The organism is Piscinibacter sp. XHJ-5, assembly GCF_029855045.1.
Lineage (GTDB): Bacteria > Pseudomonadota > Gammaproteobacteria > Burkholderiales > Burkholderiaceae_C > Albitalea.
The window spans coordinates 1,212,480-1,234,124 of record NZ_CP123228.1; the positions used below are offsets into that span (position 1 = coordinate 1,212,480).

Here is a 21,645-nt window from a genome sequence, read left to right on the forward strand (position 1 = left end):
CTTGCGTTCGCTGCGCGCCGCGTGGCGCATCGCCCGCGCTGCCGTGCACCTGCTGCACGGGATGCTGATCGCGGCGCTGCAGTTCCCCTTCCTCGACGACGCTCAGCGGCTGGCGCGCGTCGGCTGGTGGAGCGCGAAGCTCCTGCGCCTGCTGGGCATTGCGCTGCACACGCAGGGAACGCCGCGCGGCGGGGCGACGCTGGTGGTGGCCAACCACATCTCGTGGCTCGACATCCTGGCCATCAATGCGGTGCGGCCGGTCCGCTTCGTCTCCAAGGCCGACGTGCGCCACTGGCCGCTGATCGGCTGGCTGGTGGCCTGTGCCGGGACCCTGTTCATCGAACGCGAGCGCAAGCGCGATGCGCTGCGCGTCGTCCACCAGGTGGCGCAGGCGCTGGCGTCCGGCAAGACCATTGCCGTGTTTCCCGAAGGGACGACCAGCGATGGCCGCGGGCTGCTCCCGTTCCACGCCAACCTGCTGCAGGCCGCGATCTCCACCGAGACGCCGGTGCAGCCGGTGGCGCTGCGATTCGCCGATGCGGCGCACGAGGTCAGCGTCGCGGCCGCGTACATCGGCGACACGACGCTCGCGCAATCGGTGTGGGCCATCGTGACCGCCTCCGGCCTGCGAGCGCACGTGACCTGGCTGCCGCCCGAGGCCGTCGCGCATACCGAGCGCCGCGCGCTTGCGGAGCTTCTGCACCTTCGCATCACGCATGCCCTGGGCGTGAAAGACTGCCGCTCCACGGCGTGATGGCCGGAAAAGACGGGGTTCATCGGGGTTTGCCGATGTCCCCGGCTTGCCGATACTGAACCTTCCTGTTGGAGGTTGGAAAGAAGGAAGCCCGCACGAACCGGCTCCGCTCGTCGGAGTTGCGATCGAGGGCCCGCATGCAACTGCTGAAGCTGGTGCAGAACCTGGTGAAGCTGGGCGAACCGCTGCCCTGGGGCGTGCGCGATGCTCACGGCAAGCTGCTGTTGGCGCAGGGACATGTCATCGCCGACGCCGCCCAGCTGGGCGCAATCCTCGAACGCGGCGCCTTCGTCGATGTCGAGGAAGCGCGCGCGGCCGTCAAGCGGGCGGCCGACGCGGAGAAGCAGCGCCAGCAGCAGCGGCCGGTCAATCTGTTCACGCTGTGGGAGCGCGCGCTGTGGCAGCTCGACCGCCTGCTTCGCAGCACCGGGGAGCCCGGCTTCGACGCGCGCGCAGACGAGCTCGCGCAGCACGTCATGGCGCTCACCGACCGCGATGCCGACATCGCCATCTACCTGTGCGTGCGGCAGGACCCCAAGCGGCTGTCGATCTACGGCCTCGCCCACGCCATCCACTGCGCGCTGATCTGCCTGCTCGTGGGCCGTCGTCTCGGCTGGGACGGGCCGATGCTGCTGACCGCAGTGAAGGCTGCGCTCACGATGAACATCGCTACGCTGGAACTGCAGGGCCGGCTGGCGGCGCAGGGCGTGCCGCCCACGGCCGCGCAGCGGGCGCTGCTGGCCGAGCATCCAGCCAGGAGCGCCGAGTTGCTGCGAGCTGCCGGCATCGTCGACGAGCTGTGGCTGGCCGCCGTCTTGCAAAGCCACGAGAGGGCCGATGGCAGCGGCTATCCGAATCGCATCACCGACCCGATCGAGCTGGCGCGACTGCTGCGCGGCGTCGACGTGTTCATGGCCAAGATCAGCCCGCGTGCGACACGGGCGCCGATGCCCACGCAGCTGGCGGCGCGCCAGCTCTTTCAGGAAGAGCAGGGGTCCGCGATCGCGGCCGCCGTCGTCAAGGAGGTGGGGATCTACCCGCCGGGCGAGCTGGTCAGGCTCAAGTCGGGCGAGCATGCGGTGGTGGTGCGCCGCAGCGTCAACGCCAGCACGCCGATGGCAGCCAGCATCACCGACCGCAGCGGCATGCCGGTGGTCAACACCGTCGTGCGCGATACGGCCAGGCCCGAGTTCGCCATCGTTGCGGCGGTCAGCGACAAGGGCCTGGTGCTCAGGATGCCGCCGGAGCGCCTTTACGGCCTGCCGGAATAACGCTCAGGCCTTGCCCTGGTTGGCCACCGCGGCGGCTGCCTTGGCGGCCGCTTCTGCATCGCCGAGGTAGTAGCTCCTGATCGGCTTCAGACCGGCGTCGAGTTCGTAGACCAGCGGGATGCCGTTCGGGATGTTCAGCCCGACGATGTCGTTGTCGGAGATGTTGTCCAAATACTTGACCAGCGCGCGGATGCTGTTGCCGTGGGCGGAGATCAGGACGCGCTTGCCGCTCTGGATGGCCGGCGCGAGCTCGCTGTTCCAGTAGGGCAGCACGCGCGCCACGGTGTCCTTCAGGCACTCGGTGAGCGGAACCTCGATCCCTGCGTAGCGTTGATCGGCGCGCTCGCTGCGCGGATCGTCGGCTTCGAGCCCTGGCGGTGGCACGTCGTAGCTGCGGCGCCAGACGAGCACCTGCTGGTCGCCGTATTTCCTGGCCGTCTCGGCCTTGTTCAGCCCCTGCAGGCCGCCGTAGTGCCGCTCGTTGAGGCGCCAGCTCTTCACCTCGGGCAGCCAGGTGCGATCCATTTCCTCGAGCGCGTACCACAGCGTCCAGATGGCGCGCTTGAGCACCGACGTGTAGGCCACGTCGAAGTCGTAGCCTTCGGCCTTCAGCAGCCGACCGGCCTGCCGGGCCTGCTCGACGCCGGTGGGCGTCAGGTCCACATCGGTCCAGCCGGTGAAGCGGTTCTCCAGGTTCCAGGTCGATTCGCCGTGGCGGATGAGGACGAGCTTGTGCATGGGGCAGGGTGGGAGTGGGCCTGGAAAAGCCCGCAATTCTATAATCTGCGGCTTTGCCACCAGGCGATATCAACCCCGGGCCGCGACGTGAAGTTCTTCATCGACAACTGGTTTCTGTTCCTCGCCGCGGCCACATCGGGCGGGCTGCTGCTGTGGCCGCTGCTGCAGCGCGGCGTCACGGGTCCCAAGCTCAGCCCCAGCGAAGCGGTGATGCTCATCAACCGCGAGAAGGCGCAGCTGATCGACGTCAGCGAGCCGGCCGAATACGCCGCGGGCCATGCGGCCGGCGCGAAGAACGTGCCGCTGGCGAACCTCGAGACCTCCGGCGAGCTGCCGAAGAACAAGGCCTTGCCGCTCGTGGTGTTGTGCCCGACCGGCGCGCGCGCCGCGCGGGCCGTCGGTATCCTGCAAAAACTGGGATACGAAAACAGCCGCGCACTGGCGGGCGGCTTCGCCGCATGGCGCGAAGCCAATCTGCCGGTCGAAAAGTCGGCGGCCTGATTCCGGTCCCGAGGTACAAGAATGGCCCACGTGAAGATGTACACCACGCAGGTATGCCCGTACTGCATACGCGCCAAGATGCTTCTCAAGCAGCGCGGCGTGCACGAGATCGAAGAGATCCGCGTGGACCTGAACCCCGCCGAGCGGCAGACCATGATGCAGGTGACAGGCCGCCGGACCGTGCCGCAGATCTTCATCGGCGACATGCATGTCGGCGGCTGCGATGACCTCATCGCACTCGACCAGCGCGGCGGCCTCGCGCCGCTGCTGAACGGCGGCGCGGCCTAGTCTCACCCCGGTCTTTTTCCCCTTCTGCGCTCATCGATGCGGCGGCCGGCGCGTCATGGTGCTCGTTCATAATTCGCCCTCCAGCCCGCCCATCCCCGCCGCGGGCTTTCTTTCGACTGCGAGACCGCCATGGCTGACGACAACCAGAACCCCGTATTCCAGATCCAGCGCATCTACCTGAAGGACCTGTCGCTGGAGCAACCCAACTCCCCGCAGATCCTGCTCGAGCAGGCGCAGCCCCAGGTCGACATCAACCTCGCGCTGGCCGCCGAGCCGGTCGCCGATGCCGTGTACGAAGTGAGTGTGACCGCCACCGTCACCACCAAGGTGAAGGACAAGGTGCTCTTCCTGGTCGAGGCCAAGCAGGCCGGCATCTTCGAGATCCGCAACATCCCCGAAGACCAGCTGCAACCGATCATCGGCATCGCCTGCCCGGGCATCGTGTACCCGTACCTGCGCGCCGTCGTCTCCGACATCTGCACGCGCGCCGGCTTCCCGCCGGTGATCCTGTCGGAAGTCAACTTCCAGGCGATGTACGAAGCGCAGCGCGCGCAGCAGCTGCAGCAGCCCAACGGCCCGGGGATCATCACCGGCGTCAACTGATCCGAGGTGAATCTCACCGTCCTCGGCGCCGGCGCCTGGGGCACTGCGCTGGCGATCAGCATCGGCGCGCGCCACGCGACGCGGCTTTGGGCGCGTGACGCCGCGCAGGCCGAGCGCATGCGGGGCGAGCGGCGCAACGAGCGCTACCTGCCCGGCGTGGCGTTGCCACCTGAGCTGCAGATCGACGACGACTTCGATGCCGCGGTGACGCACGCGCGGGATGGACTCATCGTCATCGCCACGCCGATGTCGGGCCTCGCCGCGACGCTCGCGCGCCTGCCGGCCGATGCGCCCGGCGTGCTGTGGCTCTGCAAGGGTTTCCAGGAAGGGACCGGCGCTCTGGGGCACGAGATCGCGCGCAGCGTGTGTCCTGGCGCGCGCGTCGGCGTGCTCTCCGGGCCCAGCTTCGCGATCGAAGTCGCGCGCGGCCAGCCCACGGCGCTGGTGGCCGCCAGCGCCGACGCGGCCCTGTGCGAGGAAGCGGTCGCAGCGCTGCACGGCGACAGCCTGCGCGTATACACCTCGAGCGATCCGATCGGCGTCGAGGTGGGCGGGGCGGTGAAGAACGTGCTGGCCATCGCCACCGGCATCGCCGATGGCATGCAGCTGGGCCTCAACGCCCGCGCTGCCTTGATCACCCGCGGCCTGGCCGAGATGACGCGCCTGGGTCTTGCGCTCGGCGCGCAGGCGGAAACCTTCATGGGGCTGAGCGGGCTGGGCGATCTGGTCCTCACCGCCACCGGCGACCTCTCGCGCAACCGCAAGGTCGGCCTGTTGCTGGCCCAGGGCAAGCCGCTGGCGCAGATCCTGCGCGAGCTGGGCCATGTGGCCGAGGGCGTCTACAGCGCCGCCATGGTGCGCCAGCGGGCCGGCGTGCACGGGGTGGAGATGCCGATCGCCCAAGCGGTGGTCGAGGTGCTCGATGGCCGCATCACGCCGCGGCAGGCGGTCGAGCAACTGATGGGTCGCGAGGCGCGGCCCGAACATTGAGCGAGACGAACCACGACAGCGTCATCCAGGCTGCCGTCGTACAGCGCAGCAAGGGCTATGTGGAACCGGCGTAGCCGTTCTGCCGCCACGCCTCGAACACCGCCACCGCCACTGCATTGCTGAGGTTGAGGCTGCGCTGGCCCGCCAGCATCGGCAGCCGCACACGTTGCGCATCGGCGAACTCCCCGCGCACCGCCTGGGGCAATCCCGCGGTCTCGGCGCCGAAGACGAGCCAGTCGCCCGGTCGCCACGAGACATCGGCCAGGGGCCGCGACGCCCGCGTCGTGAAGGCGAACATGCGCTCGCGCTGGGGTTGCGCCTCGGCCACGAAAGCGGGCCACGAGGCATGCCGATGCACGCTCGTGTACTCGTGATAGTCGAGGCCCGCGCGCTGCAGCAGCTTGTCCTCCATCGAGAACCCCAGCGGCTCCACCAGATGCAGCGTGCAGCCGGTGTTGGCGGCGAGGCGGATCACATTGCCGGTGTTCGGCGGAATTTCCGGATGGACGAGCACGATGCGGAACATGTCGCTCACTCGCTCGGTGCCGGGGTGCGCGCCAGCACCCACACGTCGACCTGCGCGGCGCCGGCCTGCTTGAGCACACGCGCGATCTCCGCTGCAGTGGCGCCGGTGGTCATCACGTCGTCGACGACGGTGATGCGCTCGGCGCGCAACCCTGGCGGACGTCGCGGCTCGACCATGAACGCCGCCTGCACATTGGCCGCGCGGCGGTCGGGCGGGAAGGCGAGCTGGTGGGGCGTGTCCTTGATGCGCAGCAGCAGTGCGTCGTCGGCCGGACAGCCCAGCCATCGCGCGAGCCGTCGCGCGATCTGCCAGGACTGGTTGTAGCCGCGCTCGCGCAGTCGCGAAGCGGACAGCGGCACGGGCACCAGCAGCTCAGGACGCGGCAGGCCGCTGTGCCGCCATGCCTCGAGCAGGCTCGTCGCCAACGGCGCCACGAGGTCGAGCGCCGCGTGGAACTTGAAGCGGCCGATGAGGCGGTCCCACGGATGTGCGTAGTCGAGCGCAGCGAGCGCCGCGTCGAACGGGGGCGGCTGCTTGACGCAGGCACCGCAGACCGTCGTTCCCTCGGGCACCTGCAAGGCGCACTGCCGGCAGCGCGCAATGGCGCGGATGAAGCGCTCGCGGCAGGCGCCGCAGACGCGGTCGCGGCCCCATTCGAAGCACAGCGCGCACTGGGTCGGCAAGGCCAGGGCGCGCGTGCGGGTGAGCAGTGAAGCGAGGACCAAGATCGGCTCGGAGGAGGACGCGGTCAATATACTGCCGCCCCATGGCCGAGCTCGATCCCACGCCATCGAGGCGTCTCGACGAAATCGCGGTATCGGCCGCGCTGCGGCGCCTGGCGCGCCGCGGCGAAGCGCCGTGGCTTCACGGCGAAGTGGCACGGCGCATGGCCGAGCGGCTCGCGCTGATCCGGCTGCAGCCGCAGCGCATCGCCGACTGGTGGTCGTTTCTCGGCGCCAGCGAAGCGCTGCTGCGCGCGGCCTATCCACAGGCCGACATCGTCGCAGTGGAGCCGACGCCGGAACTCGCCGCATGGCGCCGCGAAGCAGGCCGCGCGCCGTGGTGGTCGCCAAGGCGGCTGCTCTCCGCGTCGCCGGTCGTCCAGCTCGAGCGCGACGAGCTGTCTGCACCGGTGCAGCTCGTGTGGGCCAACATGATGCTGCACGCGGTCAAGGATCCGCCGGCGCTCCTTGCGCGCTGGCAGCGCGCGCTGTCGGCCGACGGCTTCGTGATGTTCTCCTGCCTGGGGCCCGACACCTTGCGCGAGCTTCGCGAGCTCTACGCGCGCTGCGGGTGGCCGCCGCCGGCCGCCGACTTCGTCGACATGCACGACCTCGGCGACATGCTGGTGCGGGCCGGCTTCGCCGATCCGGTGATGGACCAGGAGACGCTGCGGCTGAGCTGGTCGACGCCGCAGGCCGCCCTCGCCGAGCTGCGGACGCTCGGCGCCAACGCATCACCCTCGCGCCCGGCCGGTTTGCGCACGCCTCGCTGGAAGGCTTCCCTGGAGCGCGCGCTGCAGTCGCTCGCCGGCACCGACGGGCGCTTGAGCCTCGGCTTCGAGGTCGCCTACGGCCATGCCTTCAGGGCGCTGCCGCGTGCGCAGGCGGGCGAGCCGACGACGGTGTCGCTCGATGAGATGCGCACGCTGGTGCGGTCGGGTCGCCGCAAGTAGTCGGCCGGCCACCTTCGCTGCGCTAAAATCCTCAGGTTGACGGTCGGGCAGCCCGCGCATCGGTTGGTTTTTGAGGCGCTGGGTGCCTTGTGTGGAAGCGAGTACGCAGCGGTATGTCGGCAACCACCTCAACCGGTACGTCCCATGCCATGGGGCGGTCCCCCTCAGTCCACGCGTACCGCTTCGGCCACGAGTCGAGCGGTCCGGCGGGCGAGTGGGCGGTCGAGTGGAAGCTCAAGCGCAACTGCTCGCTGGCACCTCGTCAGCTGCTCGGTTTCTACTCGGTGCTTTGCGCGTTGTCGCTTGCCGTTGCGTCGTTCTTCTGGTGGTACGGCGCCCGGATGGTGATGCCGTTCGCCTGGGTGGAACTGGTGGCGGTCGGTGTGGCGATGCTGGTCTATGCGCGCCACGCCGCCGACAACGAGTTCATCGCGCTGCGCGACGATCGTCTGACCGTCGAGCTCGCGTCGGGCAGCCGGGTGGAGAGGGTGGAGTTCCAGCCGCAGTGGGTGCGGGTGGAGCCGCAGGCGGGAGACGGCTCGCTGGTGGAGCTGTCGGGCCAGGGTCGCAGGATCGCGGTGGGGCGCTACGTGCGCCCCGAGCTGCGGCCGCAACTGGCCGATGAGTTGCGGACGGCGCTGCGCCATTCGAGACTGGGCGGCCCCTTCGGCGCGCAGTGAACGGAATTCTTGAACTGAAGTGACGACGATGAAGACGATGAAAGCACTTTGGCAGACGCTCTCGCGGTGGGCGCTCGGTGCGGGCGCCATGCTCGCCACCTCGCTCGCGACGGCCGCGTCGGCCGTCAAGGACCTGCCGGGCGGACCGGCGGTCAACCAGCTCGACCTGCATCCGCCGATCACCGCGATCGCCGCCGAGCAGCGATGGCTGCATCACTTCATGCTGGTCATCTGCCTGGTGATCTTCATCGGCGTCTTCGCGGTGATGTTCTATTCGATCGTCAAGCACCGCAAATCCAAGGGCGCCAAGCCCGCGAACTTCCACGAAAGCACCACGGTCGAGATCATCTGGACCATCGTGCCCTTCCTCATCGTCATCCTGATGGCGCTGCCGGCCACCAAGGCGGTGGTCGCCATGAAGGACACCAGCGCCGCCGATCTCACCATCAAGGCCACCGGCATCCAGTGGAAGTGGGGCTACGACTACCTGAAGGGCGAAGGCGAGGGCATCGGCTTCGTCTCCACCCTCGATGTCACCCATCGCGAGATGTCCGACTCCGGCAAGCCGCAGGGCGACGACTACCTGCTGAAGGTCGACAACCCCCTGATCGTGCCGGTGAACAAGAAGATCCGCATCATCACCACCGCCTCGGACGTGATCCATGCCTGGATGGTGCCGGCCTTCGGCGTCAAGCAGGATGCCATCCCCGGCTTCGTGCGCGACACCTGGTTCCGCGCCGAGAAGACCGGCGATTACTACGGCCAGTGCGCCGAGCTGTGCGGCAAGGAGCACGCCTACATGCCCATCCACGTGAAGGTCGTCTCCGCCGAGGAGTACACCAAGTGGGTCGAAGGCGAGAAGAAGAAGCTGGCTGCCAAGGCGGACGATCCCAACAAGATCTGGACGCTGCCCGAACTGCAGGCCCGCGGCGAAAAGGTCTACAACGCGAACTGCGCGCAGTGCCACCAGCCCAACGGCAAGGGCGGCGGCCCCATCAAGGCCCTGGACGGCTCCAGCGTCGTGCTCGACGCCGACAAGAGCAAGCAGCTGCACATCCTGCTGAAGGGAACCGACAAGGGCATGCCGTCCTGGCAGGCGATGAGCGACACCGAGATCGCCGCCGTCACCACCTTCACGAAGAACCACTGGTCCAACGCCACGGGGCAGCTGGTGCAGCCCGGTGACGTCGCCACCGCGCGCAAGCAGTAAAGAACTCGCCGAACAAGGAATCGATCGCCATGAGCGCTGTACTTCCCCACCACGGTGACCACGGTCACGAACACGATCACGCGCACGACCACCCGCACGGATGGCGCCGCTGGGTCTACGCGACGAACCACAAGGACATCGGCACGCTGTATCTGCTGTTCTCGTTCACGATGTTCATCTTCGGCGGCATCTTGGCGCTGGGCATCCGCCTTGAGCTGTTCCAGCCGGGCCTGCAGTTCGTCAATCCGCAGCTGTTCAACCAGCTGACGACGATGCACGGCGTGATCATGGTGTTCGGGGCCATCATGCCGGCCTTCGTCGGCTTCGCGAACTGGATGGTCCCGCTGCAGATCGGTGCCTCCGACATGGCGTTCGCGCGCATGAACAACCTCAGCTTCTGGCTGTTGATCCCGGCCGCGCTGATGATCGTCATCTCGTTCTTCATGCCCGGCGGCGCGCCGGCTGCCGGCTGGACGCTGTATGCCCCGTTGACGCTGCAGATGGGCCCGTCGATGGATGCGGCCATCTTCGCGCTGCACATCATGGGCGCCAGCTCGATCATGGGCTCGATCAACATCATCGTCACCATCCTGAACATGCGCGCGCCCGGCATGACGCTGATGAAGATGCCGCTGTTCTGCTGGACCTGGCTGATCACCGCCTATCTGCTCATCGCCGTGATGCCGGTGCTCGCGGGCGCCATCACGATGACGCTGACCGACCGCCACTTCGGAACCACGTTCTTCAATCCGGCCGGCGGCGGCGACCCGGTGATGTACCAGCACATCTTCTGGTTCTTCGGTCACCCCGAGGTCTACATCATGATCCTGCCGGCGTTCGGCATCGTGAGCGCCATCGTGCCGGCGTTCGCGCGCAAGCGCCTGTTCGGCTACACCTCGATGGTGTACGCCACCGCCTCGATCGCGATCCTGTCGTTCATCGTGTGGGCGCACCACATGTTCACGACCGGCATGCCGGTCACCGGCCAGCTGTTCTTCATGTACGCGACGATGCTGATCGCGGTGCCGACCGGTGTGAAGATCTTCAACTGGATCGCCACGATGTGGCGAGGCTCGATGACGTTCGAGACGCCGATGCTGTTCGCCGTCGGCTTCATCTTCGTGTTCACCATCGGCGGCTTCACCGGCCTCATCCTGGCCATGGCGCCCGTCGACATCCAGCTGCAGGACACCTACTACGTCGTCGCGCACTTCCACTACGTGCTGGTGGCGGGCTCGCTGTACGCGATGTTCGCCGGGGTGTATTACTGGGGTCCCAAGTGGACCGGCGTCATGTACAACGAGACGCGCGGCAAGATCCACTTCTGGGGCTCGCTGATCTTCTTCAACGTCACCTTCTTCCCGATGCACTTCCTCGGCCTGGCCGGCATGCCGCGCCGCTACGCCGACTACCCGCTGCAGTTCACCGACTTCAACGTGGTCGCCTCGCTCGGCGCGCTGGGCTTCGGCCTGATGCAGGTGTACTTCTTCCTCTTCGTCGTGGTGCCGATGATGCGGGGCCAGGGCGAGAAGGCGCCGCAGCAGCCGTGGGAGGGTGCCGAAGGTCTCGAGTGGGAAGTGCCGTCGCCGGCGCCTTTCCACACCTTCGAGACGCCGCCCAAGCTGAATGCGGCAGCGACCAAGGTCATCGGCTGAGCGATTTCAAGTGCGTGCAGTCATGACGCCCGAAGACCGCAAGAAGCAGAACCTGCGACTCGCGCTGATCCTCGCGTCGGTCGCGGTGGCCCTGTTCGTCGGTTTCATCGCCAAGGCGGTCCTGCTGGGCCGCTGACATCGCCATGACGCCATTGCCCCGCGAACCCGACACCGCCTTGCGCAGCGACAACCTGCGCATGGTGGGCAAGCTTGCGGTCATCGCGGCGCTGATGTTCGCCTTCGGCTATGCGCTCGTGCCGGTGTACCGCGCAATCTGCTCGGCCCTGGGCATCAACGTGCTGTCGGTGTCCGAACGGGCCGTTCCGGGCACGTCGAAGGCGGCGCCCAACACCCAGATCGACCGCTCCCGGACCATCACCATCGAGTTCGACGCCAATGCGCGCGGCCCCTGGGACTTCAAGCCGGCGCAGAGCAGCCTGCAGGTGCATCCTGGCGAGCTCGCCACCGTGATGTACGAGTTCCGCAATCGGCAGTCGCGCACGATGGCTGCGCAGGCCATTCCGAGCTATGCGCCCAAGCAGGCCACGGCGCACTTCAACAAGCTCGAGTGCTTCTGCTTCAACGAATACACGCTGCAGCCGGGCGAAAGCAAGCAATGGCCGGTGGTGTTCGTCATCGATCCCAAGCTGCCGAAGGACGTGACCACCATCACGCTGTCGTACACCTTCTTCGAAGTCGGCGGCAAGGTTCCGGCCGCGCCGCTGGCCGCCGCGAAGACGCAGGGGCCGCAGTCATGACGGGCCCCCGGCGCGATCTGCACGACGCAGTGCGTCGCAAGGGCTCGTTCCTGCAGACCTTGCGCGCGGTGGCGTGGTCGTTCTTCGGCGTGCGCAAGTCGGCGGAGTACGAGAAGGACGTGAGCCAGCTCAACCCGGTGCACGTGATCATCGCCGGCGTGATCGGCGCGGTGCTTTTCATCGTGCTGCTGGTCGTGCTGGTGAACTGGGTGCTGACCAGCGGGGTGGCGGGATGATCCCAATCTTGGGCAGCGGCGCCTGATCGACGCGCCGCGAACGGAATACAGACAAGCAATTCGGTATCAGGAGAAATCATGTCGGCAGCGACGCAACACGGGCACACGCCCTACTACTTCGTCCCGGCGCCCTCGCGCTTCCCGGTGATGGCGGCCACTGGGCTGTTCTTCGTCATCTTCGGCGCCGGCCAGTGGATCAACGGCGCCGACTGGGGCAAGTTCCTGGTGCTGTTCGGCCTGCTGTTCTGGGCCTACACCATGCAAGGCTGGTTCCGCCAGGCCATCGGCGAAAGCGAAGGCGGCCTCTACGGCGACCGCATCGACGTGTCGTACCGCTGGGCGATGAGCTGGTTCATCTTCTCCGAGGTCATGTTCTTCGGCGCCTTCTTCGGCGCGCTGTTCTGGTCGCGGCTTTACAGCATTCCGGTGCTGGGCAGCCTGCAGAACGCCATCCTCTGGCCCGACTTCAAGGCGGTGTGGCCCAGCCTGCAGCCCGGCGCCACCGCATCGCCGGCCGGCACCATCGAGCCTTTCGTGACGATGGGCCCGTGGCCCATCCCCACCATCAACACCGCGCTGCTGCTGACCTCGGGCGTCACGCTGACGCTGGCGCACCACGCACTGATCGCCGGCAAGCGCGGCCTGACCGTCGGCTGGATGTGGGTCACCGTGCTGCTGGGCGTGCTGTTCCTCGGGCTGCAGGGTTACGAGTACTACCACGCCTACCACGAGCTGAACCTGCGTCTGGACTCCGGCATCTTCGGCTCGACCTTCTTCATGCTGACGGGCTTCCACGGCTTCCACGTGTTCGTCGGCATGCTGATGCTGCTGTTCATCACCATCCGCATCATGCGGGGCCACTTCACGCCGCAGCGCCACTTCGGTTTCGAAGGCGCGGCCTGGTACTGGCACTTCGTCGACGTCGTGTGGCTGGGGCTGTACGTCATCGTCTACTGGTTCTGAAGCGCCGCAGCGCCCGACAAAAACGCCGCGGTTCGCGGCGTTTTTCTTGACGCTTCAGCGACCGGCGGGAACCCCGGTCGGCACGATCCATCCCAGCTTGTAGGCCAGCAGAATGCCGAGGAACAGCGCTACCGAAAGCGCCACGCGCAGCGCCAGGGCGCGCATCATCGTCGGCTTCTTGGGGCGCCCTTCGGCCTCCCGGTTGCGGATCATCGCCACGCCGGCGAAGGCGAGTGCGCTCAGGATGGCGATGAACGCGATGACGATCACGGTTTTCATGCGATCTCATTATCGTTGCCCGTCCTGCACCGTGAGCGCGTGACCCCGTGACCCTTTCCCCCGCATCGAGGCGCGTCGTCGTGCTGCTGGCCACGTTGGCCGGGATGGCGCTCACGGCGCGGCTCGGGGTATGGCAGCTCGACCGTGCGGCGCAGAAAGTTGCGCTGGAGCAGGCCATCGAGCAGCGCGCCACGCTTTACGTGCTCGGCGCGGCCGATCTCGGGACCCGCCTCGACGACATCGTGCACCGGCGGGTCGCGCTGCGCGGCCGCTGGATCGAGCGCGCCACGGTCTATCTCGACAACCGCCAGATGAACGGGCGCCCCGGCTTCTTCGTCGTGACGCCGCTTGCGCTCGCAGGCGGCGGCGCCGTGGTCGTGCAGCGCGGCTGGGTGCCGCGCGACGTCAACGACAGGACGCGCTTGCCCGCGGTCGCGACACCGCCGGGCGAGGTGGAGCTCGCTGGGCGCATTGCCCCGCCCCCGGCCCGGCTGTACGAATTCGACGGGGCGGCGTCGGGAACGATCCGTCAGAATCTCGATCTGGGCGCCTATGCCGCCGAAATCGGCGTGCAGCTTCCGCCGCTCTCGGTGGTGCAGGACGCGGGTCCCGAAGATGGCCTCGCCCGCCAATGGCCGCGTCCGGCGGTCGATGTTCACAAGCACTATGGCTACGCGTTCCAGTGGTTTGCCTTGTGCGCCCTGATGGCAGGTTTGTATGTCTGGTTCCAACTCCTCCGCCCCCGCTTCCGGCGCAGCGCGTGACTCGCTGCTCAGCCTGACCGTGCATTCGATGCCGTCGCCGGTGCTCAGCGACACGGCTCGGCGCACCGCGAGCGGCCGCTGGAAGATGTTCGGCGTGCTGGCGGTGTGCGCCGCCCCGGTGGTCGCCTCGTATTTCGCGTACTTCGTGGTCAAGCCCCAGGCGCGCAACAACTATGGCGAGCTGATCACCCCGACCGTCGAGCTGCCGGCCCGGCTGCCGCTGTCCACTCTGTCCGGCGAGACGGTCGCGCCGGCAAGCCTGCGCGGCCAATGGCTGCTCGTCGTGGTGGCCGATGCTGCCTGCGACGCCACCTGCGAGAAGCACCTGTTCCTGCAGCGTCAGCTGCGGGAGACGCTGGGCGCCGACAAGGCTCGGCTCGACAAGGTCTGGCTCATTCCCGACGGTGGTACGCCGCGTCCCGAGGTGCTGCAGGCGATCGCCCCCGGTCAGCCGGCGACGGTGCTGCGCGTGCCGCGCGAGGCGCTCGCGAAATGGCTCACGCCGGCGTCTGGCCGGTCGCTGGCCGATCATCTCTACATCGTCGACCCGATGGGGCAGTGGATGATGCGCGTGCCGCCCGATCCCGATCCGGCACGGCTGAAGAAGGACATAGAGCGCCTGCTGCGCGCGTCCGCCTCGTGGGACCGGCCCGGACGCTGAGATCGGCACGACGTGATGGAAGCACGGACGCTGTACGACCTCGCGCCGGCCTTGCGGCTGGCGCTGCTGGGGGTCGTGATCGCGCTGGGACCGCTGGCCTGGGTGTGGCTGCGCCACCGCGGCCCCCACGCCTCGTCGCGCCTGCGTGCGCTGACTTGGCTGACGCTGTTCCTCACCTTCGACCTGGTGCTGTTCGGCGCCTTCACGCGCCTCACCGATTCGGGGCTGGGATGTCCCGACTGGCCGGGCTGCTACGGCAACGCCAGCCCCGTTGGCGCGCAGGCGCACATCGAGGCCGCGCAGACCGCGATGCCGACCGGTCCGGTGACGCATGGCAAGGCCTGGATCGAGATGGTCCATCGCTATCTGGCGACTGGCGTGGGGGTGCTCATCACGGTGCTTGCGATCGCCAGCTGGCGGGCAGCACGTCGAGGCAGCGCCGCGGTTTCGCCGTGGTGGGCCAGCGTGACCTTGCTCTGGGTGTGCCTCCAAGGCGCCTTCGGCGCGCTGACGGTGACGATGAAGCTGTATCCGGCCATCGTCACCGTGCACCTGCTCGGCGGACTGGGCTTGCTGGCGCTGCTGGCGGCGCAAAGCGAGGGCTATCGGGCCGCACCGGTCGCGCTGTCGCGCGGCTTGCATGCCGGCGCATGGCTCGTGTTCGCGCTCGCCGTCGCGCAGGCGGCGCTGGGCGGCTGGGTCAGCACCAATTACGCGGTGCTCGCCTGCTCTGATTTCCCCACTTGCCAGGGCAGCTGGTGGCCTGCGATGGATTTCGCCCACGGGTTCACGGTGCGAAGGGAGCTTGGCATCGGCCACGACGGCGACGCCATTCCGTTCGCCGCCCTGACGGCCATTCACATGGTGCATCGCTGGGGCGCCCTGGTGGTGCTCACCGCCCTGGCACTGCTGGCCTGGCGCCTGATCGCCAGCCGCCTGGGCGCGGCACGGCGATTTGCCTGGGGCCTGCTCGGGGTGGCGGCATGGCAGTTCGGTACCGGCCTCGGCAACGTCGTGCTGGGCTGGCCGCTGGTCGCGGCCGTGTCGCATACGGGCGGTGCGGCCGCGCTGGTGACCCTGCTGACCATGCTGCTGGCGCGCGCCCACCAGGCCCAGCGGCAGGCTGCGCCTGAGCTGTCCGGCTCGTCGGCCGCCGCTTCGGTCGCGGCTTCGTAGAAAATCCGCGCTCCGTCATGGCCCACACCGCTTCCACCTCCGCCGCTCTTGCGCATCCCTCTCGGGTGCGGCAGTTCTATGCGCTGACGAAGCCGCGCGTGGTGCAGCTCATCGTGTTCTGCGCGGTGATCGGCATGCTGCTGGCGGTGCCGGGCCTGCCCGACTGGAAGACCGCGCTGGCCGCCACGGTCGGCATCTGGCTGGTGGCCGCCGCGGCTGCCGCCTTCAATTGCCTCGTCGAGCAGGGCATCGACGCGAAGATGGCCCGCACGGCCTGGCGTCCCACGGCGAAAGGCGAACTCACCAACACGCAGACGCTGGCGTTCTCGACCACGCTGTGCGCGGCCGGCAGCGTGCTGCTCTACGTGTTCGTGAACCCGCTGACGATGTGGCTCACCTTCGCCACCTTCGTCGGCTATGCGGTCGTCTACACCGTTGTGCTGAAGCCGCTCACGCCGCAGAACATCGTCATCGGCGGCGCCTCCGGCGCCATGCCGCCCGTGCTCGGCTGGACCGCGATCCGGGGCGAGGTGAGCCCCGAGGCACTGATCCTTTGCCTGATCATCTTCCTCTGGACGCCACCTCATTTCTGGGCGCTGGCGCTCTACCGCGCCGAGGACTACCGCAAGTCGGGCCTGCCGATGCTGCCGGTGACCCACGGCAACGAGTTCACCCGACTGCACGTGCTGCTGTACACGCTGGTGCTGTTCGCGGGCACGCTGCTGCCTTTCATTGCGGGCATGAGCGGCGTCATCTACCTCGTGTCGGCGGTGCTGCTCGGGGCCGCCTTCACCTGGCATGCGTGGAAGCTGTGGCGGAAATACTCCGATCAGCTTGCGCGCAAGACCTTCCGCTTTTCCATCATCCACCTGTCGCTGCTGTTCGCCGCGCTGCTGGTGGATCACTACGTGAGCCCGCTGCTATGACGTCACGCCGCCTGCTGATCACATCGCTGGCGGCGAGCGCGCTGCTGGCAGGCTGCGACAAGCTGGGGCTGACGGCGCCGGCGAACGCGCCCAAGTTCAACGGCGTCGACATCACGGGTGCGGACTACCGCTACGCGCTGCCCGACACCGAAGGCCGCATGCGCACCAACGACGACTTCAAGGGCAAGGTGACGGTGGTCTTCTTCGGCTACACGCAGTGCCCCGACGTCTGCCCGACGACGATGGCCGAACTGGCGCAGCTCAAGAAAGGGCTCGGCCCGCAGGGCGACCGCCTGCAGGGCGTTTTCGTCACCATCGACCCCGAGCGCGACACGCCCCAGACGCTGAAGTCGTACGTGGGCGCTTTCGACCCCGGCTTCGTCGCGTTGCGCGGCACGCCCGAGCAGACGAAGGAGGTGGCGAAGGCCTTCAAGGTGTTCTTCGCCAAGTCGCCGGGCAAGACCGAGGGCAGCTACACGATGGACCACACCGCCGGCTCGTACGTGTTCGACGCACAGGGCCGTGTGCGGCTGTTCGAGCGCTACGGCGGGGGCATCGAGCCGCTGGCGGCCGACGTGAAGGCGCTGCTGGCAGCGGGTTGAAGACCTGCGGTCGCGCCATGGGCGCCCGCAAACGAAGACGCGGACCGAAGTCCGCGTCGTTCGCCACCTGCAGCGGCAGGGATCAGGCCGCTTCGGCGAGCGCCTTGCGCATCTTCTTCATTGCGGCGACTTCGATCTGCCGGATGCGCTCGGCGCTGACGCCATATTCGCTGGCCAGCTCGTGCAGCGTCATGCCGCCTGAGCTGTCGTCGTTCACCTTCAGCCAGCGCTCTTCGACGATTCGGCGGCTGCGGGCATCCAGCGCTTCGAGGGCGTGGGCAATGCCGTCGCCCGCGAGCCAGTCGCGGTGCTGGCGCTCGATCACGCGCGTCGGCTCTTGGCTGTCGTCGGCCAGGTAGGCGATCGGCGCAAAGCTCTCTTCGCTGTCGTCGGATTGCGGCTCGAGGGCCACGTCGCCGCCGGACAGGCGCGTCTCCATCTCGAGCACCTCTTCGCGCTTGACATTGAGCTCGCGTGCGACCGTATCGACCTCGCCTTGCGTCAACGTGGAGCGGTGGGTGTCGACGTCAGTCGCGCCGTCCTTCAGGTTCTGCTTCATCGAGCGCAGGTTGAAGAACAGCTTGCGCTGGGCCTTGGTGGTCGCCACCTTGACCATGCGCCAGTTCTTCAGGATGTACTCGTGGATCTCGGCCTTGATCCAGTGGATCGCATAGCTGACCAGGCGCACGCCCTGATCCGGGTCGAAGCGCTTGACGGCCTTCATGAGGCCGACGTTGCCTTCCTGGATCAGGTCGCCGTGCGGCAACCCGTAGCCCAGGTACTGGCGGGAGATGGAGACGACCAGCCGCAGGTGCGACAGCACCAGCTGCCCGGCAGCGTTCAGGTCGCCGAGCTCGCGCAGGCGGCGCGCCAGCGACATTTCCTCGTCGTGCGTGAGCAGCGGCAAGCGGTTGACCGCGGAGATGTACGCATCCAGGTTGCCCAGCGACGGCACCATCGCCCACGGGTCGCGGACGGTGAGGGCGGAGGAGGCGGATGTGGTGTTCATGGTGGTCATAGATACCCATTGTCGGGCACGGTTCCGCGAATATTAGCACTCTGGGTGGAAGAGTGCTGATCGGTTTTCGCAACAGTAATGTAAGCGAACACTATCGAAACAGACCTTACCCGAAGCGCGTTTCGGCTTGGTCCAGCACCTCGTCGATCACTGCCAGCAGCTCAGCCACGCTCACCGGCTTCGTGAGGTACCGCAACGCCCCGGCCTCCAGCGACGCCTCGATCTGGGACAGCATGGCGTCGGCCGAGACCACGATCACCGGAGTGGCTGCGGTGAGCGGATCGCCCTTCAGATGGCGCAGCAGGTCCAGGCCGCTGATGTCCGGCAAATGCATGTCGAGCAGGACCACGTCGGGTCGCCTGGCGCGGATCGCGGCCAGCCCGTCCAGCCCCGTCACCGACACGTCCATCACCACCTGCGGGCGCTGCGCCAGGATGCCGCGCATCACCTCGACGTTGGTCTCGTTGTCCTCGACGTAGTGCACGACGCGCCGGTGGTAGGCGGCCGGACCGGTGGCCAGCGCGCTGTCGTCCGGACGCAATGAAGCCGGCTCGCTCACCGGGGGCAGCGACACGATGAACGACGAGCCCGCACCGGACGCGCTGCGTGCGCGCAGCGTGCCGCCCATCAGCTCGGCCAGCCGCTTGCTGATGACCAGCCCGATGCCGGTGCCTTCCTGCTGCGAGCGCTCCCGGCCGAGCCGGTTGAAAGGCTGGAACAGCTCGCTGACCTGTTCCGGCGTCATGCCCAGGCCGGTGTCGGTGATCGCGATCTCCACCGCATCGCCCGCGAGGCGGCTGCCGATGTGGATGCGGCCGCCATCGATGTTGTATTTGACGGCGTTGGACAGCAGGTTGATGAAGATCTGCTTGACGCGCGTGGCGTCGCCGCGAAGCAGCCGGGCGTCCGGCGCCAGCTCCTGCGTGACGACGATGTCGCGCCGCGCCGCGTCGCCTTCGATCATCGTGATCGTCGCCGCCAGCAGCTCGCCCAGGTCGAGCGACTCGATGCTCAGCCGCAGATTGCCCGACTCGATGCGCGACAGGTCGAGCACGTCGTTGATCATCTCCAGCAGATGCCAGCCGGCCTGCTGGATCTGCGACACCCATGGCCGCTGCGACTCGGCGATCGGATTGCGCTGGTCGAGCTCGAGCAGCTGCGCGAAGCCCAGCATCGCGTTCAGCGGCGTGCGCAGCTCGTGGCTCATGCGCGAGAGAAAGTCGCTCTTGGCGCGGTTCGATGCCTCGGCCGCCTCGCGCGCCCGCTCGGCCTCGGCCAGCCGCAGGTGCTCGGTGATGTCCTCGACCGCGCCGACGATGCGCCACGGCTCGCCGTTCTCGTTGCGCAGCAGCGACACCGTGCTCTGCACCCACACCGTGCGCCCGTTCCGGTCGATGTAGCGCTTGTGCCGGCGGTACAGCGGAAAGTCGCCGCGGATGAGCTGGGCCGAGAACTCCTGGTCCTGCTCCACGTCGTCCGGATGCGTGAAGTCGGACGAGGTCATGCGCAGCAGCTCGTCGGCGCTGTAGCCCACGAGCTCGCAGAAGCGCGGGTTGGTCTGCTTCACGTTGCCGCCGAGGTCGGTGTAGCAGACGCCGATGGGCACGTTGTTGAAGATGTTGCGAAAGCGCTGTTCGCTGGCGCGCATCGCGGCTTCCGCCTGTTCGCGGTCGCGCACCTCCTGCGTCAGCGCGGCGGTGCGCTCGCGCACTGCCAGCTCGATGCGGCGGGCGCGGCCCGTGACCGTGAGCAGCAGCGCACCCAGCACCGCGGCCGACATCAGGCCCACCACCGAGAACGGCCAGGCATTGCTGCTGCGGGCGCCGGGCAGCTCGAGCGGATCGGCGTAGATGCGCAGGTCCCACTGCCGGCCGCCGAAGGCCATCGGGCGCACGTGCAGCAGGCCGGCGTTCTGCGATTCGCAGTCCCGGGGGCCTGACAGCCGCCGGCGCGCCGCCAGCGGGTCGGTGTCGACGACGCACACCGTGAGGTAGTGCGGCACCTGGTCGATGACGGCGCGCAGCGTGTCATTGATGCGCAGCGTCACGAAGACCACGCCGCGTGCCGCGACCACGCGCTCGGCCACGGTGCCGGGCGTGCCCTCGTAGATCGCCTGGTAGATGACGACGCCGGTCTGGTCGGCGCCGGCTGGCTCCTGGGTCAGCACGAAACCCGCCGTCGCGGCCGGCCGGTCGGTCCGCACCGCCGTCTCGATCGCCTTGCGGGCTGCCGGAATCGACAGCACGTTGACGCCCAGCGCATTGAGATTGCGCTCCAGCGGCTCGATGTGACGCATCGCGAACACCTCGTCGGTGGGCATGCCCGCGTCGCCCTTGGCGTCGGTGCGGTCGAACACGTGGTAGCCGGGCCGGCCCTCGGCGTGCATGCGCGCCTCGAAGGCCCGCACGCCGCTGCGCTTGACGCGCTCGTTGAAACCCATGGCCTGGATCCTTGCGGATCCGTCCAGCCACGCCTTCGACGCACGCTGCAGCTCTTCGCGGTTCACCTCGTTGGACGCCAGATAGATGCCGCGCAGCGCCTCCAGCGCATGCAGCGGCTCCTGCAGCTGGAAAGCCAGCGCCGACGAGGCGTTGACCGCCTCGCGCTCGAAGGTGCTGCGCACGCGCTCTTCGTCCCAGCGCGCCACCAGCACGATCATGGCGGCCATCAGCAGCGTGACGGTGGCGAGCGTGAGCCCGACGGTGAGCCGCCGCGGCGCCCAGTCTTCGCGCGGCCTGCCGATGAGGGTCAGCGTGATCGGCGCCGCGATGAGCGTGCCCAGCGAATCGCCGACCCACCAGGTCAGCCAGTTGAAGCCGAGGTTGGGCGCGGCGACGAAGCCGGCCACGCCGAGCGCCGTGGTGCTGATGCTGGCATCGACCAGGCAGGCGACGAAGGCGCCCAGCCCGAAGAAGATCGCGATGTCGTGCGGGTCGTTCAGCGTGAGGGGGTGCGTGATCGCCTTGCGGATCAGCGCGGCGCCGACCAGCGCCTGCAGCACCGCGCCCGCGCCCAGCGCGGCGGGCACCGCCAGGCTCGCCAGCAGCGGCGCGTCGGACGGATTCAGCAGCCAGTTGACCGCGAACGATCCCAGGCCGATGCCCCATGCGGCGCGGCTGCGGTAGGTGAGCACGCAGGCGAGCGCCAGGCCCGCGGCAGGAAACAGCGGCGACGCGTAACGCGTCGGAATCGCCAGCTGAAGCGACACCCAGGCGACGACGCCGTAGGTGAGGGCGATGAGCAGCGCCTGCAGCAGCCAGCGCGAGACGCGGGCCGGCGCCCATCGGGCGTCGCGCCGTGCCAGGCGAGGCGCGACGCCGGGCCGCGCAGGAGAGCTCTGGCCGGTCGTGTCAACCATGAGGCGTCACCGC

Annotated in this window: 25 protein-coding genes; 19 read left to right on the plus strand and 6 right to left on the minus strand. The window is 68.2% G+C overall.

From position 1 onward, the window contains the following. Position 1: 1 nt before the first annotated feature. Together P7V53_RS05770 and P7V53_RS05775 are read left to right on the plus strand one after the other, a co-directional pair. Positions 2-754, plus strand: a complete 753-nt coding sequence (locus tag P7V53_RS05770; RefSeq protein ID WP_280154525.1) for a lysophospholipid acyltransferase family protein — start codon at positions 2-4, stop codon at positions 752-754. A gap of 137 nt (positions 755-891) precedes the next feature. Next, entirely contained in the window at positions 892-2,025 is a 1,134-nt protein-coding gene (locus tag P7V53_RS05775) for an HD domain-containing phosphohydrolase (RefSeq protein WP_280154526.1), read from the plus strand. Between the two features lie 3 nt (positions 2,026-2,028). Here P7V53_RS05775 and gpmA read toward each other — a convergent pair whose 3' ends face one another. Beyond that, on the minus strand, positions 2,029-2,763 hold the full coding sequence (gpmA, locus tag P7V53_RS05780) for a 2,3-diphosphoglycerate-dependent phosphoglycerate mutase (RefSeq protein WP_280154527.1): 735 nt from the start codon (positions 2,761-2,763) through the stop codon (positions 2,029-2,031). An 87-nt stretch (positions 2,764-2,850) separates the two neighbouring features. Between gpmA and P7V53_RS05785 the strand changes: the two genes are divergently transcribed. The 4 genes from P7V53_RS05785 to P7V53_RS05800 all read left to right on the plus strand — a co-directional run bounded on the left by P7V53_RS05785 (position 2,851) and on the right by P7V53_RS05800 (position 5,145). After that, positions 2,851-3,264 (plus strand): rhodanese-like domain-containing protein, encoded by a 414-nt coding sequence (locus tag P7V53_RS05785; RefSeq protein ID WP_280156447.1) that lies wholly within the window; start codon positions 2,851-2,853, stop codon positions 3,262-3,264. A gap of 21 nt (positions 3,265-3,285) precedes the next feature. After that, complete coding sequence (grxC, locus tag P7V53_RS05790; RefSeq protein ID WP_280154528.1) at positions 3,286-3,552, plus strand: glutaredoxin 3; 267 nt, start codon at positions 3,286-3,288, stop codon at positions 3,550-3,552. Positions 3,553-3,681: 129 nt separating this feature from the next. Beyond that, positions 3,682-4,155, plus strand: coding sequence for a protein-export chaperone SecB (gene secB, locus P7V53_RS05795; protein WP_280154529.1), 474 nt, complete (start codon positions 3,682-3,684; stop codon positions 4,153-4,155). 6 nt (positions 4,156-4,161) lie between these two features. Beyond that, a complete protein-coding gene (locus P7V53_RS05800; RefSeq protein WP_280154530.1) occupies positions 4,162-5,145 on the plus strand; it encodes an NAD(P)H-dependent glycerol-3-phosphate dehydrogenase in 984 nt (327 codons plus the stop codon). A gap of 55 nt (positions 5,146-5,200) precedes the next feature. Here the strand turns inward: P7V53_RS05800 and trmL are convergent, their stop codons facing one another. Both trmL and P7V53_RS05810 read right to left on the minus strand, forming a co-directional pair. Next, complete coding sequence (gene trmL / locus P7V53_RS05805; protein ID WP_280156448.1) at positions 5,201-5,671, minus strand: tRNA (uridine(34)/cytosine(34)/5-carboxymethylaminomethyluridine(34)-2'-O)-methyltransferase TrmL; 471 nt, start codon at positions 5,669-5,671, stop codon at positions 5,201-5,203. Positions 5,672-5,676: 5 nt separating this feature from the next. Continuing rightward, positions 5,677-6,396: a ComF family protein gene (locus tag P7V53_RS05810; protein ID WP_280154531.1), complete on the minus strand. Its 720-nt coding sequence runs from the start codon at positions 6,394-6,396 to the stop codon at positions 5,677-5,679. 41 nt (positions 6,397-6,437) lie between these two features. Between P7V53_RS05810 and P7V53_RS05815 the strand changes: the two genes are divergently transcribed. From P7V53_RS05815 to P7V53_RS05850, 8 genes are all read left to right on the plus strand, one after another. Then, positions 6,438-7,346: a methyltransferase domain-containing protein gene (locus P7V53_RS05815; protein WP_280154532.1), complete on the plus strand. Its 909-nt coding sequence runs from the start codon at positions 6,438-6,440 to the stop codon at positions 7,344-7,346. Between the two features lie 149 nt (positions 7,347-7,495). Further along, the gene (locus tag P7V53_RS05820) at positions 7,496-8,026 is read left to right on the plus strand and encodes a DUF2244 domain-containing protein (protein WP_280154533.1); all 531 of its coding nucleotides are present in this window, start codon (positions 7,496-7,498) and stop codon (positions 8,024-8,026) included. A gap of 88 nt (positions 8,027-8,114) precedes the next feature. After that, entirely contained in the window at positions 8,115-9,236 is a 1,122-nt protein-coding gene (gene coxB / locus P7V53_RS05825; RefSeq protein ID WP_280156449.1) for a cytochrome c oxidase subunit II, read from the plus strand. Between the two features lie 29 nt (positions 9,237-9,265). Beyond that, on the plus strand, positions 9,266-10,891 hold the full coding sequence (ctaD, locus tag P7V53_RS05830; RefSeq protein WP_280154534.1) for a cytochrome c oxidase subunit I: 1,626 nt from the start codon (positions 9,266-9,268) through the stop codon (positions 10,889-10,891). Positions 10,892-10,913: 22 nt separating this feature from the next. After that, entirely contained in the window at positions 10,914-11,027 is a 114-nt protein-coding gene (locus P7V53_RS05835) for a cytochrome oxidase small assembly protein (RefSeq protein WP_280154535.1), read from the plus strand. A 7-nt stretch (positions 11,028-11,034) separates the two neighbouring features. Beyond that, on the plus strand, positions 11,035-11,649 hold the full coding sequence (locus P7V53_RS05840; RefSeq protein ID WP_280154536.1) for a cytochrome c oxidase assembly protein: 615 nt from the start codon (positions 11,035-11,037) through the stop codon (positions 11,647-11,649). Next, the gene (locus P7V53_RS05845) at positions 11,646-11,885 is read left to right on the plus strand and encodes a DUF2970 domain-containing protein (protein ID WP_280154537.1); all 240 of its coding nucleotides are present in this window, start codon (positions 11,646-11,648) and stop codon (positions 11,883-11,885) included. Before P7V53_RS05840 ends, P7V53_RS05845 begins: the two co-directional genes overlap by 4 nt. 78 nt (positions 11,886-11,963) lie before the next feature. Then, on the plus strand, positions 11,964-12,848 hold the full coding sequence (locus P7V53_RS05850; protein ID WP_280154538.1) for a cytochrome c oxidase subunit 3: 885 nt from the start codon (positions 11,964-11,966) through the stop codon (positions 12,846-12,848). Positions 12,849-12,902: 54 nt separating this feature from the next. On the opposite strand, the gene P7V53_RS05855 is transcribed toward P7V53_RS05850, so the two are convergent. Next, on the minus strand, positions 12,903-13,127 hold the full coding sequence (locus P7V53_RS05855) for a DUF2909 domain-containing protein (RefSeq protein ID WP_280154539.1): 225 nt from the start codon (positions 13,125-13,127) through the stop codon (positions 12,903-12,905). A gap of 104 nt (positions 13,128-13,231) precedes the next feature. Here P7V53_RS05855 and P7V53_RS05860 point away from each other — a divergent pair, with 104 nt between their 5' ends. The 5 genes from P7V53_RS05860 to P7V53_RS05880 are packed head-to-tail and all read left to right on the plus strand — an operon-like array spanning position 13,232 to position 17,256. After that, positions 13,232-13,891, plus strand: a complete 660-nt coding sequence (locus P7V53_RS05860; RefSeq protein ID WP_280156450.1) for an SURF1 family protein — start codon at positions 13,232-13,234, stop codon at positions 13,889-13,891. Positions 13,892-13,919: 28 nt separating this feature from the next. Further along, a complete protein-coding gene (locus P7V53_RS05865; RefSeq protein ID WP_280154540.1) occupies positions 13,920-14,552 on the plus strand; it encodes a hypothetical protein in 633 nt (210 codons plus the stop codon). A gap of 15 nt (positions 14,553-14,567) precedes the next feature. Continuing rightward, positions 14,568-15,728: a COX15/CtaA family protein gene (locus tag P7V53_RS05870; RefSeq protein ID WP_280154541.1), complete on the plus strand. Its 1,161-nt coding sequence runs from the start codon at positions 14,568-14,570 to the stop codon at positions 15,726-15,728. Between the two features lie 17 nt (positions 15,729-15,745). After that, complete coding sequence (cyoE, locus tag P7V53_RS05875) at positions 15,746-16,654, plus strand: heme o synthase (RefSeq protein WP_280154542.1); 909 nt, start codon at positions 15,746-15,748, stop codon at positions 16,652-16,654. After that, positions 16,651-17,256, plus strand: a complete 606-nt coding sequence (locus tag P7V53_RS05880) for an SCO family protein (RefSeq protein ID WP_280154543.1) — start codon at positions 16,651-16,653, stop codon at positions 17,254-17,256. Before cyoE ends, P7V53_RS05880 begins: the two co-directional genes overlap by 4 nt. An 82-nt stretch (positions 17,257-17,338) precedes the next feature. Here P7V53_RS05880 and rpoH read toward each other — a convergent pair whose 3' ends face one another. After that, positions 17,339-18,265 (minus strand): RNA polymerase sigma factor RpoH, encoded by a 927-nt coding sequence (gene rpoH, locus P7V53_RS05885; RefSeq protein WP_280154544.1) that lies wholly within the window; start codon positions 18,263-18,265, stop codon positions 17,339-17,341. 115 nt (positions 18,266-18,380) lie between these two features. Further along, the gene (locus P7V53_RS05890; RefSeq protein ID WP_280154545.1) at positions 18,381-21,632 is read right to left on the minus strand and encodes a CHASE domain-containing protein; all 3,252 of its coding nucleotides are present in this window, start codon (positions 21,630-21,632) and stop codon (positions 18,381-18,383) included. Positions 21,633-21,645: the final 13 nt, after the last annotated feature.

What these genes read in the sequence shown, in the direction of transcription:
- P7V53_RS05775 (WP_280154526.1), top strand. Translation starts at nt 892, where the DNA reads ATGCAACTGCTGAAGCTGGTGCAGAACCTGGTGAAGCTGGGCGAACCG.
- gpmA (WP_280154527.1), bottom strand. Translation starts at nt 2,763, where the DNA reads ATGCACAAGCTCGTCCTCATCCGCCACGGCGAATCGACCTGGAACCTG.
- grxC (WP_280154528.1), top strand. Translation starts at nt 3,286, where the DNA reads ATGGCCCACGTGAAGATGTACACCACGCAGGTATGCCCGTACTGCATA.
- secB (WP_280154529.1), top strand. Translation starts at nt 3,682, where the DNA reads ATGGCTGACGACAACCAGAACCCCGTATTCCAGATCCAGCGCATCTAC.
- trmL (WP_280156448.1), bottom strand. Translation starts at nt 5,671, where the DNA reads ATGTTCCGCATCGTGCTCGTCCATCCGGAAATTCCGCCGAACACCGGC.
- P7V53_RS05815 (WP_280154532.1), top strand. Translation starts at nt 6,438, where the DNA reads ATGGCCGAGCTCGATCCCACGCCATCGAGGCGTCTCGACGAAATCGCG.
- P7V53_RS05820 (WP_280154533.1), top strand. Translation starts at nt 7,496, where the DNA reads ATGGGGCGGTCCCCCTCAGTCCACGCGTACCGCTTCGGCCACGAGTCG.
- coxB (WP_280156449.1), top strand. Translation starts at nt 8,115, where the DNA reads ATGCTCGCCACCTCGCTCGCGACGGCCGCGTCGGCCGTCAAGGACCTG.
- ctaD (WP_280154534.1), top strand. Translation starts at nt 9,266, where the DNA reads ATGAGCGCTGTACTTCCCCACCACGGTGACCACGGTCACGAACACGAT.
- P7V53_RS05835 (WP_280154535.1), top strand. Translation starts at nt 10,914, where the DNA reads ATGACGCCCGAAGACCGCAAGAAGCAGAACCTGCGACTCGCGCTGATC.
- P7V53_RS05840 (WP_280154536.1), top strand. Translation starts at nt 11,035, where the DNA reads ATGACGCCATTGCCCCGCGAACCCGACACCGCCTTGCGCAGCGACAAC.
- P7V53_RS05845 (WP_280154537.1), top strand. Translation starts at nt 11,646, where the DNA reads ATGACGGGCCCCCGGCGCGATCTGCACGACGCAGTGCGTCGCAAGGGC.
- P7V53_RS05850 (WP_280154538.1), top strand. Translation starts at nt 11,964, where the DNA reads ATGTCGGCAGCGACGCAACACGGGCACACGCCCTACTACTTCGTCCCG.
- P7V53_RS05855 (WP_280154539.1), bottom strand. Translation starts at nt 13,127, where the DNA reads ATGAAAACCGTGATCGTCATCGCGTTCATCGCCATCCTGAGCGCACTC.
- P7V53_RS05860 (WP_280156450.1), top strand. Translation starts at nt 13,232, where the DNA reads ATGGCGCTCACGGCGCGGCTCGGGGTATGGCAGCTCGACCGTGCGGCG.
- P7V53_RS05865 (WP_280154540.1), top strand. Translation starts at nt 13,920, where the DNA reads ATGCCGTCGCCGGTGCTCAGCGACACGGCTCGGCGCACCGCGAGCGGC.
- P7V53_RS05870 (WP_280154541.1), top strand. Translation starts at nt 14,568, where the DNA reads ATGGAAGCACGGACGCTGTACGACCTCGCGCCGGCCTTGCGGCTGGCG.
- cyoE (WP_280154542.1), top strand. Translation starts at nt 15,746, where the DNA reads ATGGCCCACACCGCTTCCACCTCCGCCGCTCTTGCGCATCCCTCTCGG.
- P7V53_RS05880 (WP_280154543.1), top strand. Translation starts at nt 16,651, where the DNA reads ATGACGTCACGCCGCCTGCTGATCACATCGCTGGCGGCGAGCGCGCTG.
- rpoH (WP_280154544.1), bottom strand. Translation starts at nt 18,265, where the DNA reads ATGAACACCACATCCGCCTCCTCCGCCCTCACCGTCCGCGACCCGTGG.
- P7V53_RS05890 (WP_280154545.1), bottom strand. Translation starts at nt 21,632, where the DNA reads ATGGTTGACACGACCGGCCAGAGCTCTCCTGCGCGGCCCGGCGTCGCG.